General features: G+C 57.3%; 29 protein-coding genes. 20 read left to right on the top strand and 9 right to left on the bottom strand.

Annotated features, from left to right (window positions below; genetic code table 11):
• The 8 genes from ACA044_RS13290 to ACA044_RS13325 all read right to left on the bottom strand — a co-directional run bounded on the left by ACA044_RS13290 (nt 1) and on the right by ACA044_RS13325 (nt 6,093).
• On the bottom strand, nt 1-684 hold the full coding sequence (locus ACA044_RS13290; RefSeq protein ID WP_497447219.1) for a DUF3164 family protein: 684 nt from the start codon (nt 682-684) through the stop codon (nt 1-3).
• The gene (locus ACA044_RS13295) at nt 617-1,099 is read right to left on the bottom strand and encodes a hypothetical protein (protein WP_497446750.1); all 483 of its coding nucleotides are present in this window, start codon (nt 1,097-1,099) and stop codon (nt 617-619) included. The genes ACA044_RS13290 and ACA044_RS13295 overlap by 68 nt, the downstream gene beginning before the upstream one ends.
• Nucleotides 1,096-1,413 (bottom strand): hypothetical protein, encoded by a 318-nt coding sequence (locus tag ACA044_RS13300; RefSeq protein ID WP_497446751.1) that lies wholly within the window; start codon nt 1,411-1,413, stop codon nt 1,096-1,098. The genes ACA044_RS13295 and ACA044_RS13300 overlap by 4 nt, the downstream gene beginning before the upstream one ends.
• A 1-nt stretch (nt 1,414) precedes the next feature.
• Nucleotides 1,415-2,596: an ExeA family protein gene (locus tag ACA044_RS13305; protein WP_497446752.1), complete on the bottom strand. Its 1,182-nt coding sequence runs from the start codon at nt 2,594-2,596 to the stop codon at nt 1,415-1,417.
• A complete protein-coding gene (locus tag ACA044_RS13310) occupies nt 2,596-4,221 on the bottom strand; it encodes an IS21 family transposase (RefSeq protein WP_497446753.1) in 1,626 nt (541 codons plus the stop codon). Before ACA044_RS13310 ends, ACA044_RS13305 begins: the two co-directional genes overlap by 1 nt.
• Nucleotides 4,222-4,374: 153 nt before the next feature.
• Entirely contained in the window at nt 4,375-5,304 is a 930-nt protein-coding gene (locus ACA044_RS13315; protein WP_497446754.1) for a hypothetical protein, read from the bottom strand.
• 10 nt (nt 5,305-5,314) lie between these two features.
• The gene (locus tag ACA044_RS13320) at nt 5,315-5,617 is read right to left on the bottom strand and encodes a helix-turn-helix domain-containing protein (protein WP_497446755.1); all 303 of its coding nucleotides are present in this window, start codon (nt 5,615-5,617) and stop codon (nt 5,315-5,317) included.
• The gene (locus ACA044_RS13325) at nt 5,614-6,093 is read right to left on the bottom strand and encodes a hypothetical protein (RefSeq protein ID WP_497446756.1); all 480 of its coding nucleotides are present in this window, start codon (nt 6,091-6,093) and stop codon (nt 5,614-5,616) included. Before ACA044_RS13325 ends, ACA044_RS13320 begins: the two co-directional genes overlap by 4 nt.
• 111 nt (nt 6,094-6,204) lie before the next feature.
• On the opposite strand from ACA044_RS13325, the gene ACA044_RS13330 reads away from it, so the two are divergent.
• The gene (locus ACA044_RS13330; protein ID WP_497446757.1) at nt 6,205-6,447 is read left to right on the top strand and encodes a hypothetical protein; all 243 of its coding nucleotides are present in this window, start codon (nt 6,205-6,207) and stop codon (nt 6,445-6,447) included.
• 36 nt (nt 6,448-6,483) lie between these two features.
• Here ACA044_RS13330 and ACA044_RS13335 read toward each other — a convergent pair whose 3' ends face one another.
• Nucleotides 6,484-6,696: a DNA-binding protein gene (locus ACA044_RS13335; protein WP_497446758.1), complete on the bottom strand. Its 213-nt coding sequence runs from the start codon at nt 6,694-6,696 to the stop codon at nt 6,484-6,486.
• Between ACA044_RS13335 and ACA044_RS13340 the strand changes: the two genes are divergently transcribed.
• The 19 genes from ACA044_RS13340 (at nt 6,685) to ACA044_RS13430 (ending at nt 19,392) form a co-directional block, all read left to right on the top strand.
• A complete protein-coding gene (locus tag ACA044_RS13340; protein ID WP_497446759.1) occupies nt 6,685-7,200 on the top strand; it encodes a helix-turn-helix domain-containing protein in 516 nt (171 codons plus the stop codon). The two genes, ACA044_RS13335 and ACA044_RS13340, sit on opposite strands and share 12 nt — an antisense overlap.
• Before the next feature lie 2 nt (nt 7,201-7,202).
• Nucleotides 7,203-7,793 carry a hypothetical protein gene (locus tag ACA044_RS13345; RefSeq protein ID WP_497446760.1) on the top strand — a complete coding sequence of 197 codons (591 nt, stop codon included), beginning with the start codon at nt 7,203-7,205 and terminating at the stop codon, nt 7,791-7,793.
• Between the two features lie 57 nt (nt 7,794-7,850).
• Nucleotides 7,851-8,408, top strand: coding sequence for a hypothetical protein (locus ACA044_RS13350; protein ID WP_497446761.1), 558 nt, complete (start codon nt 7,851-7,853; stop codon nt 8,406-8,408).
• A 99-nt stretch (nt 8,409-8,507) separates the two neighbouring features.
• The gene (locus tag ACA044_RS13355) at nt 8,508-8,900 is read left to right on the top strand and encodes a hypothetical protein (protein WP_497446762.1); all 393 of its coding nucleotides are present in this window, start codon (nt 8,508-8,510) and stop codon (nt 8,898-8,900) included.
• Between the two features lie 138 nt (nt 8,901-9,038).
• The gene (locus ACA044_RS13360; RefSeq protein ID WP_497446763.1) at nt 9,039-9,506 is read left to right on the top strand and encodes a structural protein; all 468 of its coding nucleotides are present in this window, start codon (nt 9,039-9,041) and stop codon (nt 9,504-9,506) included.
• Nucleotides 9,503-9,742, top strand: a complete 240-nt coding sequence (locus tag ACA044_RS13365) for a DUF7940 domain-containing protein (RefSeq protein WP_497446764.1) — start codon at nt 9,503-9,505, stop codon at nt 9,740-9,742. Before ACA044_RS13360 ends, ACA044_RS13365 begins: the two co-directional genes overlap by 4 nt.
• Nucleotides 9,743-9,937: 195 nt before the next feature.
• The gene (locus ACA044_RS13370) at nt 9,938-10,537 is read left to right on the top strand and encodes a lysis protein (RefSeq protein WP_497446765.1); all 600 of its coding nucleotides are present in this window, start codon (nt 9,938-9,940) and stop codon (nt 10,535-10,537) included.
• A 6-nt stretch (nt 10,538-10,543) separates the two neighbouring features.
• Nucleotides 10,544-10,762 (top strand): TraR/DksA C4-type zinc finger protein, encoded by a 219-nt coding sequence (locus ACA044_RS13375; protein ID WP_497446766.1) that lies wholly within the window; start codon nt 10,544-10,546, stop codon nt 10,760-10,762.
• Entirely contained in the window at nt 10,759-11,064 is a 306-nt protein-coding gene (locus ACA044_RS13380) for a DUF2730 family protein (RefSeq protein WP_025132158.1), read from the top strand. The genes ACA044_RS13375 and ACA044_RS13380 overlap by 4 nt, the downstream gene beginning before the upstream one ends.
• Nucleotides 11,061-11,354, top strand: coding sequence for a VpaChn25_0724 family phage protein (locus tag ACA044_RS13385; RefSeq protein ID WP_448092479.1), 294 nt, complete (start codon nt 11,061-11,063; stop codon nt 11,352-11,354). Before ACA044_RS13380 ends, ACA044_RS13385 begins: the two co-directional genes overlap by 4 nt.
• Before the next feature lie 2 nt (nt 11,355-11,356).
• Nucleotides 11,357-11,905 (top strand): phage protein Gp27 family protein, encoded by a 549-nt coding sequence (locus tag ACA044_RS13390; protein ID WP_497446767.1) that lies wholly within the window; start codon nt 11,357-11,359, stop codon nt 11,903-11,905.
• On the top strand, nt 11,902-13,521 hold the full coding sequence (locus ACA044_RS13395; RefSeq protein WP_497446768.1) for a hypothetical protein: 1,620 nt from the start codon (nt 11,902-11,904) through the stop codon (nt 13,519-13,521). Before ACA044_RS13390 ends, ACA044_RS13395 begins: the two co-directional genes overlap by 4 nt.
• Entirely contained in the window at nt 13,518-15,011 is a 1,494-nt protein-coding gene (locus tag ACA044_RS13400) for a phage portal protein family protein (protein WP_497446769.1), read from the top strand. The genes ACA044_RS13395 and ACA044_RS13400 overlap by 4 nt, the downstream gene beginning before the upstream one ends.
• The gene (locus tag ACA044_RS13405; RefSeq protein WP_497446770.1) at nt 15,011-15,841 is read left to right on the top strand and encodes a phage head morphogenesis protein; all 831 of its coding nucleotides are present in this window, start codon (nt 15,011-15,013) and stop codon (nt 15,839-15,841) included. The genes ACA044_RS13400 and ACA044_RS13405 overlap by 1 nt, the downstream gene beginning before the upstream one ends.
• 10 nt (nt 15,842-15,851) lie before the next feature.
• Nucleotides 15,852-16,328 (top strand): phage virion morphogenesis protein, encoded by a 477-nt coding sequence (locus ACA044_RS13410; RefSeq protein WP_497446771.1) that lies wholly within the window; start codon nt 15,852-15,854, stop codon nt 16,326-16,328.
• Nucleotides 16,329-16,563: 235 nt separating this feature from the next.
• The gene (locus ACA044_RS13415) at nt 16,564-17,676 is read left to right on the top strand and encodes a peptidase (RefSeq protein WP_497446772.1); all 1,113 of its coding nucleotides are present in this window, start codon (nt 16,564-16,566) and stop codon (nt 17,674-17,676) included.
• 12 nt (nt 17,677-17,688) lie between these two features.
• Entirely contained in the window at nt 17,689-18,612 is a 924-nt protein-coding gene (locus ACA044_RS13420) for a major capsid protein (RefSeq protein WP_497446773.1), read from the top strand.
• A gap of 7 nt (nt 18,613-18,619) precedes the next feature.
• A complete protein-coding gene (locus ACA044_RS13425; RefSeq protein WP_497446774.1) occupies nt 18,620-19,063 on the top strand; it encodes a hypothetical protein in 444 nt (147 codons plus the stop codon).
• Complete coding sequence (locus tag ACA044_RS13430) at nt 19,060-19,392, top strand: capsid cement protein (RefSeq protein ID WP_448092488.1); 333 nt, start codon at nt 19,060-19,062, stop codon at nt 19,390-19,392. Before ACA044_RS13425 ends, ACA044_RS13430 begins: the two co-directional genes overlap by 4 nt.
• Nucleotides 19,393-19,400 lie beyond the last annotated feature (8 nt).

A 19,400-nucleotide genomic window follows, 5' to 3' on the forward strand; every position in this document is an offset into this window, starting at 1 on the left:
TCACACCCCCGCCAAATCAAGTGGGATGGCTTCGTAACGGTCGGTATCGCCAACACGCTTATAGAAACGGATATAGCTCCGGCTGCCCGCGACCTGGATTGCATCGCCGATGGCTTCCATTGCCCTTTTCCAGCGGGGATCATCAATGTCATGGCGGCGCAGCGACAGGATTCGGGCTGTACGCAACTCCCCATTGCGGTCGGCCCGGAATGCGTCATTGATCAGGACTTTGACGCCGGGGTGCGAGTTGGCAGTCCATTCGTGGGCGCATTCATCGAGCAGCGCCTTGGCTGACTGCAGGTGTTCGTTGAACTCGATCTGATCTTGGTTGGCACGCATCAGCTTGTAACGCCCGTCGAAACTGATCAGGGTCAGATTGCCTTTCGTGCCACGCGACACAACGCCGTACTGCTCTTTGCTGATCTGCAGCAGCGCATCAATTTCACCGAAAACATGCGCTTTGAAGTTGAGCAACATCGCACTGATGGCCATGGCCTGGTCAACGGCTTCGATCACCACCTTGTCGCGCAACAGATCCGTAGGCTTGATGGAGGCCTCGGGCACCATGCGCCCAAGGGCGTCGACGCGGTAACCTGGCGGTATTTGCAGAGCGTCATTATTGCTCATTGGTTTTACCCTCAAGAATTTGGCGAAGCTGTTGCGCAGCCTGCCGGCAAGTTTCATCAGCACCTAAGCCACCGACCTGTACGATCACACGCTCAACGCCGCCCGATTTGTCGGCCACGGTCACCAGCCAATCGCTGATCCGGTTGTAGCCAATTTCCAACCACAGGAACGGCATCACTGCGTGCGCCTGGTCGAAGGCGTCCAACAGTTCGGCCTGACGTACAACGCGTTCGCCGGTACGAATGTCCAGAGCGGTCAATGCCCGGCGAAGATGCCGGCCGGCTTCGTAAAACCGACTTTCAGCTATAGCGGCGCTAGCCGCCGCCAGATGCTCAGCCGGCGCGGATGGGCGGTGGACGTGCTCCAGCACAGTTGAAACGTGCTTCATGGCGTCTTTCCAAGACATGGTCGGCAGCTCCGTCCATACCGCGTCTTGCAAGGCCTCAATCGAGGCGTTTAGTGACTGGCTCATTTGTCCTGCTCCTTGACCAAGGTGAACCAGACAACGCCGACGCCCCGAATCGACGCGGTGTTGCGAGCGAGCCGCCCCTCGGCGTTGCAACGCATACTGCGAAGCTCATGCCCAAAGCGCCGCGCCAGAAGTTCGAGGCTATCGGGATCAACAAAAATCTTGTTGTCCGCAAGCACCAGTGCCTTGATCACAATTCCGGCCTCGCGCATGTCGCGGGTCAGATCGTTGAAGGTGGCCAGCTTCTTCGGGAATTCCTCGGCGAGGATACTCAGTGGCTGGGCCGGGGCCGGAGGTACCAGGCGTAGTGCCGCCATATCACACCCCCTTCACGATGTCGGCGTTGACCACGGGCACGCCCAGCTCAGCGGCAAGGTTCATCGCAGCAATCACCAGATTGCCGATGGCCAGCGGATACAGAAGCGAGATCGACTCATCGCGTCCCCCACGTCGGCCTGTCTGAGACAGTCGAGCGGCGATAGCTTGAATGCCGCTATCGTCCATAACTTCACGCAGGTCTTTCCCCGCACGTTCAAAACGGAACCGCAAAAATTCATCGAGACGACCACCCTCAATCGGGGGCAGCGTCACACGTTCGCAGCGCTGCACGACTTCACGCACATCGGCATTGCGTTCGCTCAGTTTCACTCCCAGCTCAGGCTGGCCAATCATGATGATGCTGACCAGTTTGGTGAAACCGATCTCCAGTTCCAGAATGCGCTTGAGGTGCTTGAGGGTCGGAATCGGCAGGCTATGCGCCTCTTCGATGATCAGGCAGTGGCGAAAACCGGCTGCATGGGACTCTTTAAGAACGCGGTGCAGTTGGGCAAAGCGCGCCTCCGGGCTGCTTTTGGCTTTTTCCAGCGGCGCGACGGCAGCCATCATCGACTCGGCGATGTGGGTGCTTTTCAGCGACTTGCCCTTGGTGTCGTTGTCTTCGGATGCCAGCACATAAGGTTCGATGATGAGCACCGGGTCATTGTTTTCCAGCAGGCGGTTGACCAAGTCACGGCGTAGAGTACTTTTACCCGCTCCCGATTCGCCCTCGATAGCCAAGAAGCCACCGTGGCGGGCGACCTGGTACATAGCCTCTCGGACATAGCGAATATCAGGACTGACCCACATATCCTTGCCGCTCTGCAGCTCGTCAAAGGGGTCGCGAAAAAGGCTGAATGCTTTTCGAGTAGCCGCCTTCAATGTTTGTTTTGGTAGTAGCATGGGTTCGTCCTCCCCGGACGGCTCTTCTTTTAGGGCCGGATCTGTCGTGTTAGCGCACGGCAGGTCCACTTTTTCAAATGCATTCGCGATGTCGGCATCATTGGCCCCTGACTCGACCAGGAACGCTCGGATGCGTCCCTGTAAGTCCGCACTGTCCAAGCTGCGTGGCCATTGACCATGGTTAATGAGTTGAGCGACTGCGGCCGCGCTCAGCTTCAGCGACTCAGCCAAGGCCGATTGAGGTCGGCCCACCCCCAGCAATACCTGCTTTAACTTCAACATCACTCACCTCCAGCTGCGGACCGCACCAAGCTGAGCGGCTGGCGCATCACCTCTGCAGGTCGGTTCAGCTCAGCCTCAATGGCGTCGAGCTGCTCATGGGGAACACCTTCAGGAAACCGCTGCTGCAACCAGACGAAGGTTTCGCCCGACCACACAGAGCCCAATCGGGCGCGAAGTAGCTTCGCCGCCTCCACGTGCGTAAGCGGGGTTTGCTCAACCGTGGGCACGTTCACGTCCAGCGAAGTGCCACGGCGTGGCATGTAGGCCGGCAGCAAGGTGTCGGTGACGTGCTTGTGTGGATCAATCAGGCCGCCGAAGGGCAGCGTTTTGGCCTTGCGTGCAGCCTTCGCGTCTTCTTCATTAGTAGTGCCGGTGGCGAGCTGCTCCAACACTTTGCGAGAGAGCTGGGCCGGGGTCTGGGCGTGGCTTTTAAACGTTTCGCCGATCTTCGCCGAGCCTTCGAGAAATCCGAACTCGTTCACGTCAAGGCGCTCGATCACGTGATAGTGCTCGCGCCCGTCATCGCCGATCAGCAGTGCCAAGGCCGCGTCCTTGTCTCTCCAGCAGTTGCGCGTCACCAGCAATTTTTCGCCAACCATGACACCTGGCACGTTGCTGACGTCGAACTGAGCACCACGGAAAGAGATGCGCAACATAGTCGAGACCTTGCGCTCTTCCGGGGTGCTGACGGCCAGTTCACGGCAGACTTCAACGCTCGGTGCCAGGCGCAGCTGTTCAGCTTTGATCAGCTGCCAAACACCGTAACGAGTGCGCTTGGTACGAGTGTGAATCGCGGTTGCGTTGTAAAAGCGCATCCACTGGCCAGCCCAGTCGTTGATTTGCTCCAGGCTTTTAGCGGCCTGGAATTTCAAGGCGCTTTCGAATTCCCGCTCCACCAGGTTGTGCGCTTGCTCGACCTGTCCCTTGGCCCGTGCGTTGCCCACCTGGTTGATGATCAGCTCGATGGACATGGCGCGGCAGAGGTTGCGGAAAATGCCGCTGGTCATGGCTGCGCCTGGATCGGTCATGAGTATCCAGGGCACGCCGTGGAACGGGTCCGACTCATGCCGTTTCTGCATGGCATTGATCAGGACGTTGCACAGGTTTTCCGAGGACTCGGCTCCCAGGACGTACTCCAGGTAAAGCGTGCCGCTGGTGTGGTCCGTGATCACATAACGCCAAAGGCGCTGACGCTCGATCTTCTTGAGATTGGTGGGCTTGCCGTCGTAATACTCGGCAGGGTTCATCACTCGTGCACCGTCATCTGCCAAGTAGTACTGAGTCGAGATAGACGCATCGACCTGCCAGACATGGTTGGGGTGCTTACTGGCCAGCGATACCGATGGCGCGTCGTGCAGCAGTTGCTCCGGGTGCAGCTTGTAAGCCCGCAATGCTCGACTGATTGCACCCGTTGAAAGCTCTGTGAATACACCGCTTTTTTCATCCAGCCGACCCGCGATGATCATGTTGTTGCTGCGCAGACGTTCAACCGCACGCTCTACAGTGGACAGCTGTTTATTGTTGGCTCGGATTGATTCCAGCAGAACCGCCGAGATCAATTGCGCCTCGTTCAGAGGTAGCGCGCTGTTGCCTGCATCGCTTCGGCGCTTACGTGGTTTAGTCATGGATATGTCCTTCAACTTGCGTTGTAAGGTCTGGATCGATACGCCCAGCTCGACCGCACCGGCCTTGTATATAGCTGTGCGCTGGCCATGCGGGGCATTGGCTGCCTGTTGGGCAATACGAGCCAAGAGCTGGGTTTGTACCGGCGTCATAAATTAGCCCTTAGACGAGTTAAGCCAGACTGGTTCGCTATCCAACGCGTCGGTCAAATAGAATTCGCTACGCACGGCGGCAAGGGTGAGTTCGAGGTTTTTGATCAATCCGGCCTTGAAGATGCGGTGGTCTTCACCTGTTTCTTCGGCGTGCTTCGAAAGTACTGTGAGGGCTTCTCGTAGTTCACCAAGAATGCTTGATTCGACTGCAAAGGCTTGCCTGCCCGCTTCTTGCCGAATCTTTTCGGTGACTTCATTTGGCTTTAGCTTTTGAATCTGGCCCCGAACCTTTTCAAGCTCCATCTCGACTCGATCCAGGTCGCTTTTTTTGGCCGCTATGAGTTTGCCCTGGGCGTCGTAGTCCGCATTCACTTCGTCGAGGCGTTGGGTCAGGACCTCTTTTTCCTTGGCGTGCTTGGCAATGATCTCTTCGGCCAGATCAATGAATGCATCCTTGTCACCGGTCTTAGCAACTTCGATCAATGCGGCCTGGTGGTCTTCCGGCAGGCGGCGGTACTGGCGCATTTCGCGGTAGCCGATGCCCATGCGGGACATGGATTCCAAAGCCTCTTCGCCGAAAGCTTGCAGGTTTGCTATGTCCAGATTCGCTTTATCGTGCGAGATACCAAGGGCTTCACAAAACTCTTCCCAAGAGCCAGAAAAGTACGAACCGTTCGTGTTTTTTTTGCCCTTGAGGGCCCGGTAAAGCTTGTTTTCCTTGACGTAAGCCAGTTTGGAAGTACGAACCGTTCGTGAAAATTCTTCAAACGCCCCGGCCATTTGCGTCTGACCTAGGAGCTGGTTAACCAAGTCTCGCTCGTCGCTATGCGAGTCGAGAACTATCGCCATCAAATTTTGATTTGCCGTCAGCACTTCGCCGTCTAGTTCAGGAAGTTCAATCTCAGGTGTTGCATCCAGTTTTTTACGCGCCATGGTGTTCTCCTTAATTCATCGTTCCAGCGGAAATACGATGGTTGATTTCCTGCATGCGATTGGTCAGACGGGCCATATGTTCGGCATGGGCTTGGGCAATCTGGAGCATGCCAACCGAGTGAGCGAAACGTCCGTTGTCCAGTTTCACCACCAAACCTTCCTCAACCAGGGTCTGCATTGCCCGACTGATATTGCTCGGACTGTCCTGAGTGAGGTGGGCCAGTTCGGTGTTACTGAGGCCTGTCACGGTGTGGCCTTTCAAGGCTTTGAGAGCGCGCAATACACGTGCGGCGGCTGAGACGGTACGGCTCATGGCTGCCCCTCTAGTTCGAGTTGTGGCTGTTGGGTTTGGCTGACGTTGCCTCGGTGCCAGGCGAGTCCTTCCATCGCGGCCTGAATGGCGGCCAGAGTTTCTTCGGCTTCGCAGTTGTTGGCGTAGAAAGCCAATAGCTTTCCGGTAGCAGTGGTCAGTAGTTCTTGCAGAGCCTGGGTGTCTTGGGCTGTGCAATTCCGACCGGTCGGTATTGCAATGGTCAGGCGCCCAGAGCTAGCAGCAATCCAGCGGGTAACGTAATCGCAGCCGCAAGCCCGTTCATAAGGAAGGATCAAATTGGCCGGCATACGTCCAGTCTGGAGCCACTTGTAAACCGACCAGTGATCGGTCACCCCCATCTCATCGGCAATGCGTTCTACACCCTTGTTATGAGCCTCCTTCGCAAAGTCTTTGCACAACTCCATTGCGTTTCGCAGCGAGGTCGGTTGAGCGTTCTTCCAGCGACGACGGTTCATTGGAAAGCCCTCACTAGAGCGTCTTCCAAACAAACAGAACGTTTGCACCTATGCAAAAGGATTACTCCGGGCGCAATGTTTTCGGGTACATTCGCTAACAGGAACATGGCTATGACCGACCGTATAGATAGGCTTGAAGCGCAAGTGAATGCCCTGGCGCAGGGTTGGTTGCGTCTTGCTGCTGCTCTTGAAGTAGGAGGAGTGGTTGCTCCTGGTCAAATTGAACAATCTCTGCGAACTGCTCGCTGGCCTGGACAGCCATTTGAGCTTGAGGCAGTGAAGACAGTTGAATGGTTGTGCGATCAGTTAGCTCATGCGCGAGACGTTCGCCAATCGCTGGAACCGCATGATTGAAGCCAAAACAGTCGGTGCGTAGCTGTATGGCCTTCATCATGCTGCCATCGCAAGGGAAGGCTTCAGACCAAGCTTCACCGCAATATCATGGGCTTTGCCGTAATGGGCTTTGGCCTGGCCATTGAGGACGCGGTACACCTCGTTACGGGTGTAACCGTTTTCGATAGCCCATTGAGTGATCGTTTTGCCGACACGACGAAAGTTTTCTTTCACCTGGTCGGCGGTTAGGGCTTTGGCATGGGTGGCCATGGTGGTGGCTCCTGTGATGCAAAGATAATTGGAGTGTGTGCGAATGATTATGTGATCTATAGATCACATCGTCAAGGATATTTTGTGACGAATAGATCACCTTTTTTGCGCCTAAAAGAAGAGCGAAAGCGACTTAAGCTCACTCAGGCGGCAGCAGGTTCCATTGCTGGGGTAACCCGCGAGACCTGGAGTCGGTATGAAGGAGGGGCTGTATCACCAGGAATGGAGGCGTTAGAGGCCTTCGCCTTAGCTGGCGCGGATGTTCAGTACGTTTTAACTGGGCTACGCGGATCAACCCCTCTGACTACAAAGGAGAGACTGTTTCTGGAGCAATTCAGACGTAGTACTGAAGTCCAGCAGGATGAAGCTCTACGTGCGCTGCTTGGTGGGCAGACGTCTGCAAGTACGCAACACACGTTCAAAGAAGTCGGCCAGTACATCCATGGATCGGTCAATCAATCTGGCCTCACGCTCAACGTCGGTGGCAGTAAAGGGAAGAAGTAACCATGAGCCAGGACTTCCATGGTGGTGTAGGCCAAGCGGCCGAAGGCGACATCAACAACTACGGCATTAATATCAACCTGACCGACAAAACTGAGAGTCGTGGTTTGGTTACAGCACAGCGTAAGGAGCTACATGTGCTGCGTGCCAAGTGTGAGGAATTGGGTGATGACCCTCGCGATGTCTGGCGTAGAGTGCACGCTCAACTCGGGGTGACCTCAATCAGCGAGATTACTGCAGAGCAGTTCGTTGACGCGCGAAACGCGATGCAAGCAAGGCTAGAGCTTCTACAAGAAGACGCCGATAAACGTCGGTTGGTGGGCAAAGTCTTGCGGGCCGTCGCTGAAAAAGATGCAAAGGCCGAGATGAACAATTTCTGTGAATTGAACTTTGGTCGCACTCAGCTCAAAAACCTTCAGAAGCTACAGCTTCAACAAACGTTAGAATTTGTTCAGCGCTTCCAACCGATGAGGCAGCCAGAAACGTCTTCCATTGAGACCAGAGTAATGTCGATCAGAGAGTTCCTGATCGTGCATAAACAGAACGCTGCCGCTTTGTTTTGTTTGGGCGTACTGGTTGGTGGTATTTGGTTTTGAGAAAGCTTTCGAGTCTGGTCGAAAGCTAATAGGCAATTTGTACAGGGAGCGTGATTGATGAAAAGATTTTTTACCGTGTTCGTGTTGGCGATGGCCGTAACTGCTCATGCAGAGCCTTTCAAGAAGGCAAGTCCTGAATCGCTGGAGCAGGCTACTAAACAAATGAACGCCCTCAGCAAAGCAATGACAGACGGTGTTGCCATATTAAAGAGCGGAGACCTGGCCACCATTGGCGCCCACAGCAAGCATTTTTCTTCGCTAGTGGAGTCAGGGAAAAGCCAGTTCGGTGACACTATCTTTGAGCCACTAGGCAGTTGCTTTGCAGCTGGTAATTTTTCCCGTAGCTGGTGGAATGCACAGTTGGCTGCAGCTCATAACGGTGGCATCGAAAAGATATCCGGCTCAATCAAAGATGCGCTGGATGAATATCAGGAAAAGCGAGATGACTGCCTCCAATCTGCTGACCCTGTAATTTCAGCGAAGGCGGATGCTGAAAGCGATGCGGAGCTGAAGAAAAAATTTGGCGGCGGTCGAGAGTGCCTCACTGTCTTCACTGTCGATCCCGAGACAAAAGAAGTCGTTGCGAAACCCAAGCCAGTCCACTGCAAAAGCTGATTCAAGCATGGGCTCTGAACACTGGTTAAAACCGGCAACTGCTGAGTAGCTTAAGGCTGTGATGAAATTGCTGTAGCCAAATAAACAAAGAGTGTGAATATGGGAAATCAGTCATTCAATAGCAATGTGGGGCAAGTGGCTGGCGGCGATATCTATAACTTTGGCCTGGATGATCTGACAAGCCGAAGTCGCGAGGAAGTGACTGAGCTACTCATTCATCTGTGCGAACGTCTGACAGATGCTCGTAAAAAAATGATACTCAACCCCATTGTAGGTTGGATGGCCTTAGGCGCGTTGACGTTCCTCATAGAGCTGTTTTCGGGAATCGCTTTTAGCTCTTCAATTCTGCTCGCGGCAACCATGTTTTTGGGGGTTCTGGTGCCGTACTTCTTCTTCATACCAATCCAAAAGAAGTATGGCCGGTTGGTATACGCATACCGGGAAAGCATCGACTACGTACAAATCTTTCAACACAGCCGAGGTTGGGCTTAGTTGAACGGATACGTTGAATTGCCAGGCTATCGATCTCTTTAAACTCGATTAAAAGCTCTCCTGTACCGCGCCGCCCATCATGGCGGCGTGTGTATTTCTGGCGCCCGAAACCGGCGGCGCCGTTACAGGAGGCGTCCCATGCGACCCGAATCCCCTCGCGGTATCCGCAACTTCAACCCCGGCAACATTCGCCATGTCAAAGGCACCCGCTGGCAAGGCATGTCGGCGAATCAGAATGACACTGCATTTGTCCAGTTCATTGGTCCCCAATGGGGTATCCGAGCCATTGCCCGGACCCTCATCACGTACCAGGACAAGCACGGTCTGCGCACCGTCCGCCTGATCATCGGTCGCTGGGCGCCACCGAACGAGAACAACACAGAGAGCTATATCCGTCAGGTTGCCGCCCGCCTTGGTGTGTCACCTGAAGATCGTATCGACGTGTACGACTACCGCACCATGCGTGCTCTGACAGAAGCGATCATTCGTCACGAAAACGGCGCTGGCCTTCTCCCCGAGGGCAACTGGTACGGCGAAGCACTGATCAATGAGAGCTTGTATCTGGCAGGTATTGTTCCCGGCGCTTTTCACGGGGAGCCAGCATGAAGCTAATCGACAACTGCCATTGCTGCTGGAAGCTTCACAGCGTCCAGCTGGCCATCGTCATTGCGCTGCTCGGTTTCGTCCAGGCCACTATCCTGCCTATGTGGCAAGCGCAACTTTCTTCATCGACCTATGCCGTAGTCAACAGCGGCTTGGCCGTTCTGCTGTTCATCACCCGCCTGATTAAGCAAGGCCCTTCTGACCAACCAGAGCAATCAGACCAAGAGGTTCCGTCATGAGACTGAACCTCTTTGGTAGGGCCTTTGCTGCGCTGCTGGCGGGGCTTGCGGGTGTTTGTCGTTGGCCTACTCCAAGTACCGCTGCCGGGACCTGGATCAGTTCCGGCGTAATGCCCCCTTATCGCCACGGCAAGACCGGCATTGCAGCCGCCAAGCGCCGTGCGCGTAAGTCCCGCAACCGTATGAGGCAACGCCATGGTGTTTGACCGATTGCCAACAGGACTTCTTGTCGCTGGGCTGGCCTGCGTGATCAGCGCAGCGGCGTCCGGTTCAATCGCCTATGGCTTCGGCTTTCGGTACGCCGAAGCTCTAGGTAACTCCAACTTACAGACACTCAAGACCACACACGCAGAACAAGCCGGGGCTGCCGAGAAGGAAAACCGTCTGCAGCTGCTGCAACAGGTCGCCCGCGCCAACGAATCCGAGTCCCTGCTGTTTGCTGCATACGACAGTTTTACAGAAGAAAAACGCAAGCTCCAGGAGCGAATCCCCCATGTCACGACCCAATACATTTCGGCGCCTGGCGTTGTCGCTAAGCCTATCCCTCGTTGCGTGTTCACTGCTGGCTGGCTGCGCGACTTCAATGCCGCCCTCGGTGTGCCCGCCCCAAGACCAGGCACCACTGCCACCGCTGCTGAAAAAGCGGCCTGGCCCGCCACCGGCACTGACGCCGAACTACTGGAAAGCGGCGTCACTCCCGCCGACATTCTTGCCCACGCCCAGGACTACGGCCTGTGGTCTCGATCCATCCTCGTCCAACTCAATGCCTTGCTTGATCTCCAGGAAAAGGACTGACCGCATATGGATGTAGCTGAACCCGCTACAGATGACGACATCAGCGATTCACAATTGCGCGTGCGCAACAGCCAGTTACGACGTGGCTCCGGTCAGTCGGTTTACCGCTGCGAGGAATGCGGGGATGCCATTCCCGAAGATCAACGCCAGGACAACCCTGGTGTCGAACATTGTTTTGATTGCATAGACGCCTTGGAACACTTGGCTACGCGGGGTTTTGAATGAACTTGAACGAACTCAACTTCGGCTTCCAAACCGTTCAGTGGCTGATGCTGACGGTACTCAGCATCTACACCTGGATGACCAAACGCCAGGCCGCCAGTGCCCAGGAACTGCTTGAGCTGCGCACTCGCATCGTTGCCCTGGAAGAACACGTCCGGCACTTACCTGACCAGACCGCCGTCACCGATCTGCTGGGCGACATGAAAGCGGTACGGGCCGAACTGTCGGGGGTGAAAGAAGCGCTCGGCCCTTTAGCCCGTTCGCTGGATCGGATCAATGATTACTTGCTGCGAGAAAAGACATGACCCAATTCGCCGACTTTCTGCGCCAGGATTACCGCCTGGTGATTCTGCGCCTGCTGGCCGAGACGACCGGCTACCGCGCCAACAGCTCAGTGCTGGCGATGGCCCTGGACAACTACGGCCACACCCTCAGCCGTGACCAGGTGAAAACCGAGATGCACTGGCTGGCCGAGCAAGGCGCTCTGACTGTTGCCGATGTCGGACCGGTGCTGGTGGCCACGCTGACCGAACGTGGTCAGGACATCGCTGCAGGACGCGCCCGCGTCCCTGGCATCAAACGGCCGGGGGCATAACCATGGCAGGCAAGTCATCCATCAATCGTCTTCCGCCGATGGTCAAGGCGTACATCCAGAAGCTACTGCGTGAAGATCGCATGACGCTGGATGACATGCTGGCCGATATCCAGTCGCGCTTTCCCAACGAGAAATCTCCCAGCCGCAGCGCGCTGGGGCGCTTCAAGCAAGGTTTCGATTTGCTGACCGAGAAAACCCGCCAACACCGCGAGCAGGCGGAAGCCTTCGTTGGTGCGTTTGGGGAAGATGCGTCCGACAAGACTGGCGCTTTGCTGGTCGAGGCCATCTCGACCCTGGCGTACCAAGCTGCGATGGGGGCCCATGAAAAGGATGATGTCACCACCAAGGAGGTGGCCGAGTTGGCGCGGGCAGCGAAGAACACGATGCAGGCCCGGACCCTGAGCATCAAAGAGCGCCAGGCCATCGAGAAAGCTGCTCGTGATCGCCTGCTCCAGGAGCAAGACGCTGAGTTGGCCAAGACCGTACAGACTGGGGGCATCAGCGAAGAGCAGGCCCTGTTCTGGCGTCAGAAATTCCTGGGTGTCAAATGAGTGCCCCAGCGGTCAAGCCGTCATCGAGTACGTTGCGCGTCGTCGAATGGGACGATTTACCGCCGAGCGTCAAACAGATCCCCAGCGACTACAACCCAATTGCCGATGGCATCCTCATGGCTCACCAGGCCGACTGGCTGAGCATCCAGGCACAAATCAAACTTTGTGAAAAAGGTCGTCGGACCGGTATCACTTTCGCCGAGGCCCTGGACTCGGTGATCACAGCGGCGTCACGCAAGGCCTCTGGCGGTATGGACGTGTTCTATGTCGGTGACACCAAGGAAAAAGGCCTGGAGTTCATAGGCTACTGCGCCAAGTTCAGCCGGGTAATGGCCGAGGCTCAGGCTTCGGGTGTCAGCGAAATCGAAGAGTTCTTGTTTGAGGACCAGGACGAATCGGGCAACACCCGCCAGATCAATGCCTACCGCATTCGCTACGCCTCGGGCTTCAAGATCGTTGCGCTGTCCAGTAACCCGGCAAACCTGCGCGGCCTACAGGGCAAGGTGATCATCGACGAGGCGGCCTTTCACCGTGACGTGTCCGCCGTACTCGATGCCGCGACCGCTCTGCTGATCTGGGGTGGTCGGATCGTCATCATCAGCAGCCATAACGGCAAGAGCAATCCCTTCAATCAGATGGTCAACGACATCCGTGAAGGCCGCTATGGCGATACGGCACAGGTCTACAAGGCGACCTTCGATGATGCCGTCGCCAATGGGTTGTATGAGCGCAAGTGCTTGATGACTGGGGAAGTCGCCACCGTTGAAGGCAAGGAAGCCTGGTACAAGCAGATCCGTAACGCCTACGGCCCACGCAAAGCGCAGATGCATGAAGAGCTGGATGCGATCCCACGCGACGGCAACGGTGTGTGTATTCCTGGTGTGTGGATCGAAGACGCCATGCGCGATGGGCGTACGGTGCTGCGCCTGGCGCTGGATGATAATTTTGCGCTGCAGTCACTTGCCCGCCGTGAAGCGTATGTCGAGGACTGGATTGAGCGTTATCTCGCGCCACTGCTGCAGGAACTGACGCCCGAGCTGCGGCACTACCTAGGGATGGACTATGCCCGTCATCGGGACTTTTCGATCATCTGCCCAATGTCCGTGGACCAGGCCCGGCATCGTGACGTGCCCTTTGTGGTGGAAATGCACAAGGTGCCGTATCGCCAACAGAAACAGATCCTGTTCTACATCCTGCGTCGACTGCCACGCTTTGCCAGCGCGGCCTTGGACGCCACCGGCAGTGGTGAAACCCTTGCCGAAGAAGCCGCTGATGAGTTCGGTCGTGACCGCATCCTGCAGGTAAAACTCAGCCGTGCCTGGTACGGCGCCTGGATGCCGAAGTTCATCCAGCTCTTTGAGGACGGCACCATCACGCTGCCCAAAGATGACTCGCTGCAGCAGGACGTGCGCTCGATTGAAACGGTTGAGGGTATTCCGATGATCATGAAGGCGCGCTCGCAAGACCTTAAAGACCCCGAACTCTACCGTCACGGCGACTTCGCTGGCGCCGGTTCATTGGCCAACTTCGCAACGCTGGAGAGTGCTGCAGGTCCGGTCTCAGTCAAATCCCGTCGCCCACGTCAGGGCACCCGCATCACCCAGGGGTACGAATGAACAAGAAAGGTGTGTGGGTCTCACCCACGGAATTCGTCAACTTCGCCGAGCCGAAGCACAGAGGGCTGACCGAGCATATCGCCAGCCGTGCGCGCAGCTTCGATGCCCAAGCGCTGGGTATGTATCTGCCCAATCCCGACCCGATCCTCAAGGCCCAAGGCAAGGACATTACGGTCTATCGAGATCTGCGCAGCTCAGCCTTGGTCGGCGGTAACATCCGTCGTCGCAAGTCATCGGTACTCGCCCTGGAGCGCGATCTGAAACGCGGCAATGCTCCGGTTCGGGTTGAGCGCTTTGTGCGTGACTGGCTGACCGACCTTGATCTCGACCGAATCATTCGCGAAATGCTGGACGCGCCGCTGTTTGGGTTTCAACCCATCGAAATAATGTGGCGCCCGGTCGGGTTGAATATCGTCCCCGAGGATCTGCTGGGCAAACCGGCTGAGTGGTTTCTCTACGATCAGGAGAACAACCTGCGATTCCGTGCCCGCGATGCAGGACTGACTGGCGAGCTATGCGATCCGCAACGTTTTGTCGTGGCTCGCCAGGATGCGACCTACAACAACCCGTATGGCTTCGCCGATTTATCCATGTGTTTCTGGCCAGTGATCTTCATGAAGGGTGGCCTGAAATTCTGGGTCCAGTTCACCGAGAAGTACGGCTCGCCCTGGGTAATTGGCAAACACCCCCGTGGTGCCAGCACAGGTGAGACCGATCTGTTGCTCGACAGCCTTGAGGCGATGGTTCAGGACGCCGTTGCCGCCATCCCTAATGACTCCAGCGTTGACATCATCGAGGCCGCTGGCAAGGCCGGTAGCGCCGAGGTCTACCGTGAGCTGTTGGTTTACTGCCGCAGTGAGATCAACGTCGGGCTGTTGGGGCAGAATCAAACCACCGAATCCAACAGCAACCGGGCCAGTGCGACAGCTGGTCTTGAGGTAGTCAAAGACATCCGCGACGGTGACAAGGGCATCGTCGCCGCGACCATGAACGCAATCATTCGCCGTGTTGTCGATCTGAACTTTGGCGAGAACGTTGCCGCCCCGGTGTACGAGCTGTGGGAACAGGAAGAGATCGACAAGACCCAGGCCGACCGCGACAAGTCGTTGACCGACTCCGGGGTGAAACTCACTAACCAATACTGGATGCGCACTTACAACCTGCAGGAGGGTGACCTGGAAGAGACCCCGGCGCCCGCTGAATCGTCAGAGTTTGCCGAGTCGATCCTGAAGCCGATTCTCGACCAGGTAGCGTTGGACCAAGCCATCAACAGCCTTCCTGCCGAGCTGCTCCAGGAGCAGAGCGAACAGGCCGTTGCCTCCCTAATCGACGCCCTGTTGCGCGCTCGCACTGACTCCGAAGCGCTCGGCCTGCTGGCCGAAGCTTACCCGACGATGGATGACCAAGCGCTGCAGGAGAACCTCACGCGACTGCTGTTCATGGCCAACATCTGGGGCCGTTTGAATGCCAATGCGGATCGGGAGGACTGATGGCGACTACCATGAAGACCCCGAACCCGGCCGACCTCAAGGCCATATTTGGCATGGAGCCGAAAAACGCCGTGGCCTACCTGAAGTCCAAGGGCTATGCGATCACCTGGAACTGGCAAGAAATGCTCGACCAGGCGCACGACCAGGCGTTCACCGTGGCCAAGGCGATGCGCCTTGATCTGCTGTCGGATATTCGCGGTGCCCTGGAAACTGCACTGCAGGAAGGCCAGACCCTCAAGCAGTTCATCGCGGATCTGCAGCCCGTCCTGGAGTCTCAAGGCTGGTGGGGGCAACAGGTCATTGTCGACAGCCAAGATGTCGGCGAGCTGGTCCAGTTGGGCAGTCCGCGCCGTCTCAAGACGATCTATCAGACCAATCTGCAGAGCGCCTATATGGCCGGCCGCAAGGCCGAGATGGAACAAACCACCGAGACCCACCCGTACTGGATGTACGTTGCCATCCTGGACGGCAAGACCCGGCCGAGTCATCGGGCGCTCAACGGTCAGGTGTTCCGGCATGACGATCCGATCTGGTCGGCGATCTTCCCGCCCAATGGGTTCAACTGCCGCTGCCGTGTTGTCGCCCTGAGCGAAGCCGCTGTGAAGCGCCGAGGCTTGAAGGTCGTGTCGAGCGAGGGACGTATGTTCACCGAGACTGTGGAAACCGGCATCGACAAACGTACCGGCGAGATCCGTACCGCCCCTGTCACCGGCATCCGAACAACAGACGCCGCAGGCAAAGCCATAACGTTCCGCACCGATCCTGGATTCAACCACGCACCAGGTACTGGCCTGGCCGACATGCTTAAACGCAAACAGGCAGCCGCCTAGGAGGTTTGAAATGTTCACCGTCGAACTGGATCACCAGCGCCTGCAGGCCGCCCTGCGTAAAATCGAGTGGGCCGTGGGCGACATTGCGCCACTGATGCGCGGCATCGCTGCAGAGCTTGCCAGCCAAACCGAGGAAAACTTCGGCGAGGAAGGTCGCCCCGAGTGGGAGGATCTGTCCGATGTCACCACGGCACGCCGTGAGAAAAACGGTAACTGGCCTGGGCAGATGCTGCAGGTCAGTTCTGCAGGCCTGGCCGCCTCGATCACGACGCAAGCGACCGACAGCTCGGCGCTGGTCGGCAGCAACAAACCCTATGCCGCCATGATGCAGTTCGGTGGCACCAAGTCGGACTTCCCCCATCTGTGGGGTGACATTCCTGGTCGCCCATACTTGCCGATGGACGCCGAGGGCGAGCTGCAGCCCGAGGCGGAAGAGGCAATCCTGGATCTGGCCATGAATCACCTGGAAAAAGCCGCTCGTTTGTAAGGCCCTCAGAAGCGCCTGAGCGCTTATGCGGCTCCGGTTCATCGAACCTCATAGGCAAAGAACGCTGTAAACGCTTTATAAAGCCCTGTCGCCTTACTCCTATCCCACTGCGCGGGTGCCAATCGCACCCTGGCCGCATCAACACCTCCGCGACACTCTTTAAACTCGATTAAAAGGCTTGGGCCGCTCATTGGCTCAGGCTGTGCACATCACCTTCAACTGAAGCGCACAGCCCATGAGAACTATCCCTTTCTTTCGTGCCGGTAAGCATGTCGATAGCCAAGGTCGGTCAGTCGAGTTCAGCGAGAAAGATCTCGCGGCATCCATCAGCGGTTACGACCCAGCACTACACCGGGCGCCCCTGGTCATCGGCCACCCCAAGGACAACGGCCCGGCCTATGGCTGGGTTCGGTCCATCAGCATCAACCCCAAAGGCGAAGCGACGGCAGTACCTGAGCAGGTTCACAACGACTTCGCCGAAGGTGTTGCGGCCGGCACCTGGTATCCGCGTTCGGCTTCCTGGTACGCACCCAATGACCCTCGCAATCCCAAACCGGGCATCTACTACCTGCGTCATATCGGTTTCCTCGGCGCTCAGCCACCCGCCATCAAAGGCCTGTCCGACATCGAGTTTGATGATGGCGATGGTGTGATTGAAATCGAATTCGGTGACTTCGGCGACAGCATTTCGGCCGGAGTCTTCCGTCGCCTGCGCGAATGGCTCATCGACAAGTTCAGCCAGGAAGACGCTGACCGCGTTGTACCTGGCTGGGACGTAGACAACTTGCTGGCGGAGTCCCGCCGCGAAGTCGACAGCCCCTCATTTACCGAACCCACCCATCCCAGCAAACCCATCACCGAGGAACACACCGTGAGTGCAACGGAAAAGGCCGCCCTGGAGGCGGAAAACAAGCGTCTTCAGACCGCACTGGATACACACCTGGCCCAACAGCGAAAGGATCAGGCCAACCAACGTCATGGCCAGAACCTGGCATTCGCTGAAGGTTTGGTCGGTGCGGGCAAGTTGCTGCCCAAACACACCGCCGCCCTGATCGCCGCCCTCGACTTCGCCGAAGCAGGTAACGCGCCGCTGGAGTTCGGCGAGGGCGATCAGCGCAAGCCGGTTATCGAAGGCATCAAGGCGATCTTCGACGACCTGCCGCAACAGATCGACTTTGCCGAGCAGGCGAGCAAGGGCCGCTCGGGCGATGTGCACGTACCGACCGATTTGGAGTTTGCCGAGAAGAACACCGACCCCGACCGCCTCAGTCTGCACAATCGTGCGACAGCGTTGGCGGCCGACAAAAACATCCCCTACGAGTCGGCAGTTCGCCAACTCATCAAGTAACAAGGAGTCATCATGGCTGATCGTTTGAAGGCATTGCGGGTCGTTGACCCGGTACTCACCAACCTGGCGCGAGGCTATCGCAACGCCCAGTACATCGGCGAAGGCTTGTTCCCTATCGCGCTGATGGACAAGGAAGCCGGGGTTGTTCCGCTGTTCGGTAAGGAGGCTTTCGAGGTCTACGATACCGAGCGGGCTATCCGTGCCCAGTCCAACATCATGACCCCGGATGACGTGGACGGCCTGGACGTGGTGCTGCGCGAGCATGACCTCGCTTATCCCGTGGACTACCGCGAGAAGAACGAATCCATGTTCGACGCCGAGTCGCGAGCCTCTCGTCGCGTCGTCAACGCCATCGATCTGCGCCGCGAAGTGGCCTGCGCCAAGCTGGCGCAGAGTCCCGGCACCTTCCCGGTTGGCTCCAGGGTCACCCTGGCTGGCTCCAGCCAATGGAGCAGTGGCGGTGGCGACCCCATCGCAGTGGTTGAACAAGGCAAGGAAGTGGTCCGCAGCCGAATTGGTATTCGCCCCAACACCATGACCATGGGCGCCTCGGTGTATCAGTCTCTGAAGTTCCACCCAAAGTTGCAGGAAGCCCTGGGTTCCACCGAACGCAAGCTGATCACCGTCGAACACCTGAAAGCCCTGTTCGGTATCGAGAACGTCTTGATCGGCGAGTCCCTGGCCGGCTCGGTCAATACCTCCGACATCTGGAGCGACAACCTGACCCTGGCTTACGTGGCCAAACCTGCGGCCGGCGCCCAGACCGACTACGACGAGCCGAGCTTCGGCTACACCTTGCGTCGTAAGGGCATGCCCGAGATCGATACCTACGACACGGCGGGCGGGAAGGTTCGCTTCGTTCGTAACACCGACATCTATAAGCCTGTGGTCGTGGGTTCGGATGCCGGTTACCTGATCACCGACATCAACGGCTGAGGTTCCCATGGCAGCTAAACAGACAAAGGACACCACCTTGGACAAGGCCACTGATACGGCTCAGGGTGATGTCAGCCAAACCGCTGCAGCTGCATCTGCTGCTGTAGCGCTTCCGCAGGCAGGCCCTGTAACAGCGGGCGAACAGGCCAGCGATCAGGCCGCACCTGCAGCTCCTGCAGTACTCACCCCAACTGACACCAAAGCTTCGGATGAGCTGGGTGGTCGGCTTGATGAGTTCCGAGCACCAATAGGTCTCTCTGACTTGTCGGCCGTTCTTCAGGATGGCGCCAAGGATACTCCCGCACTGCCTGGCTACCTGGTAACCGATGTGTCGTCCGTGCTGCATGACGGCACCTGGTATCACCAGGACGATGAAATTTTCTTGACCGATAAGGAAGCGGCCCCGCTGTTGCGCCGCCGAATTATCGAACCGTCCCGGAGCGAAAAATGAAGACTCAACAACCTGTTCTCACCACCTCGGTTGTCGCGTTGGCTGATCTGCCGCGCTACCTCTTCGCCGGCTTCAATGGCGCTTTGTGTGCTGCTGGTGCGAAGGCCCTGGGCACGGTTCAAGCCGACACTGAAGCGGACAACGTGGCCCCGGTCAGTGTCCTGGGCATCTGTCTGATCACTGCCGGTGGTGCAGTGGCGGCCGGTGTCGAGGTGGAGTCTGACGCCTCCGGTCGAGCAGTGACGCTCGCTGCAGGAAAGTCGAACGGCATCACCATGGATGCAGCGACAGCTGCAGGTGATGTCATCCGTATCGTCCGGGGAATCTGAGGCCAGTC

It is taken from the genome of Pseudomonas sp. LBUM1673 (assembly GCF_059695645.1).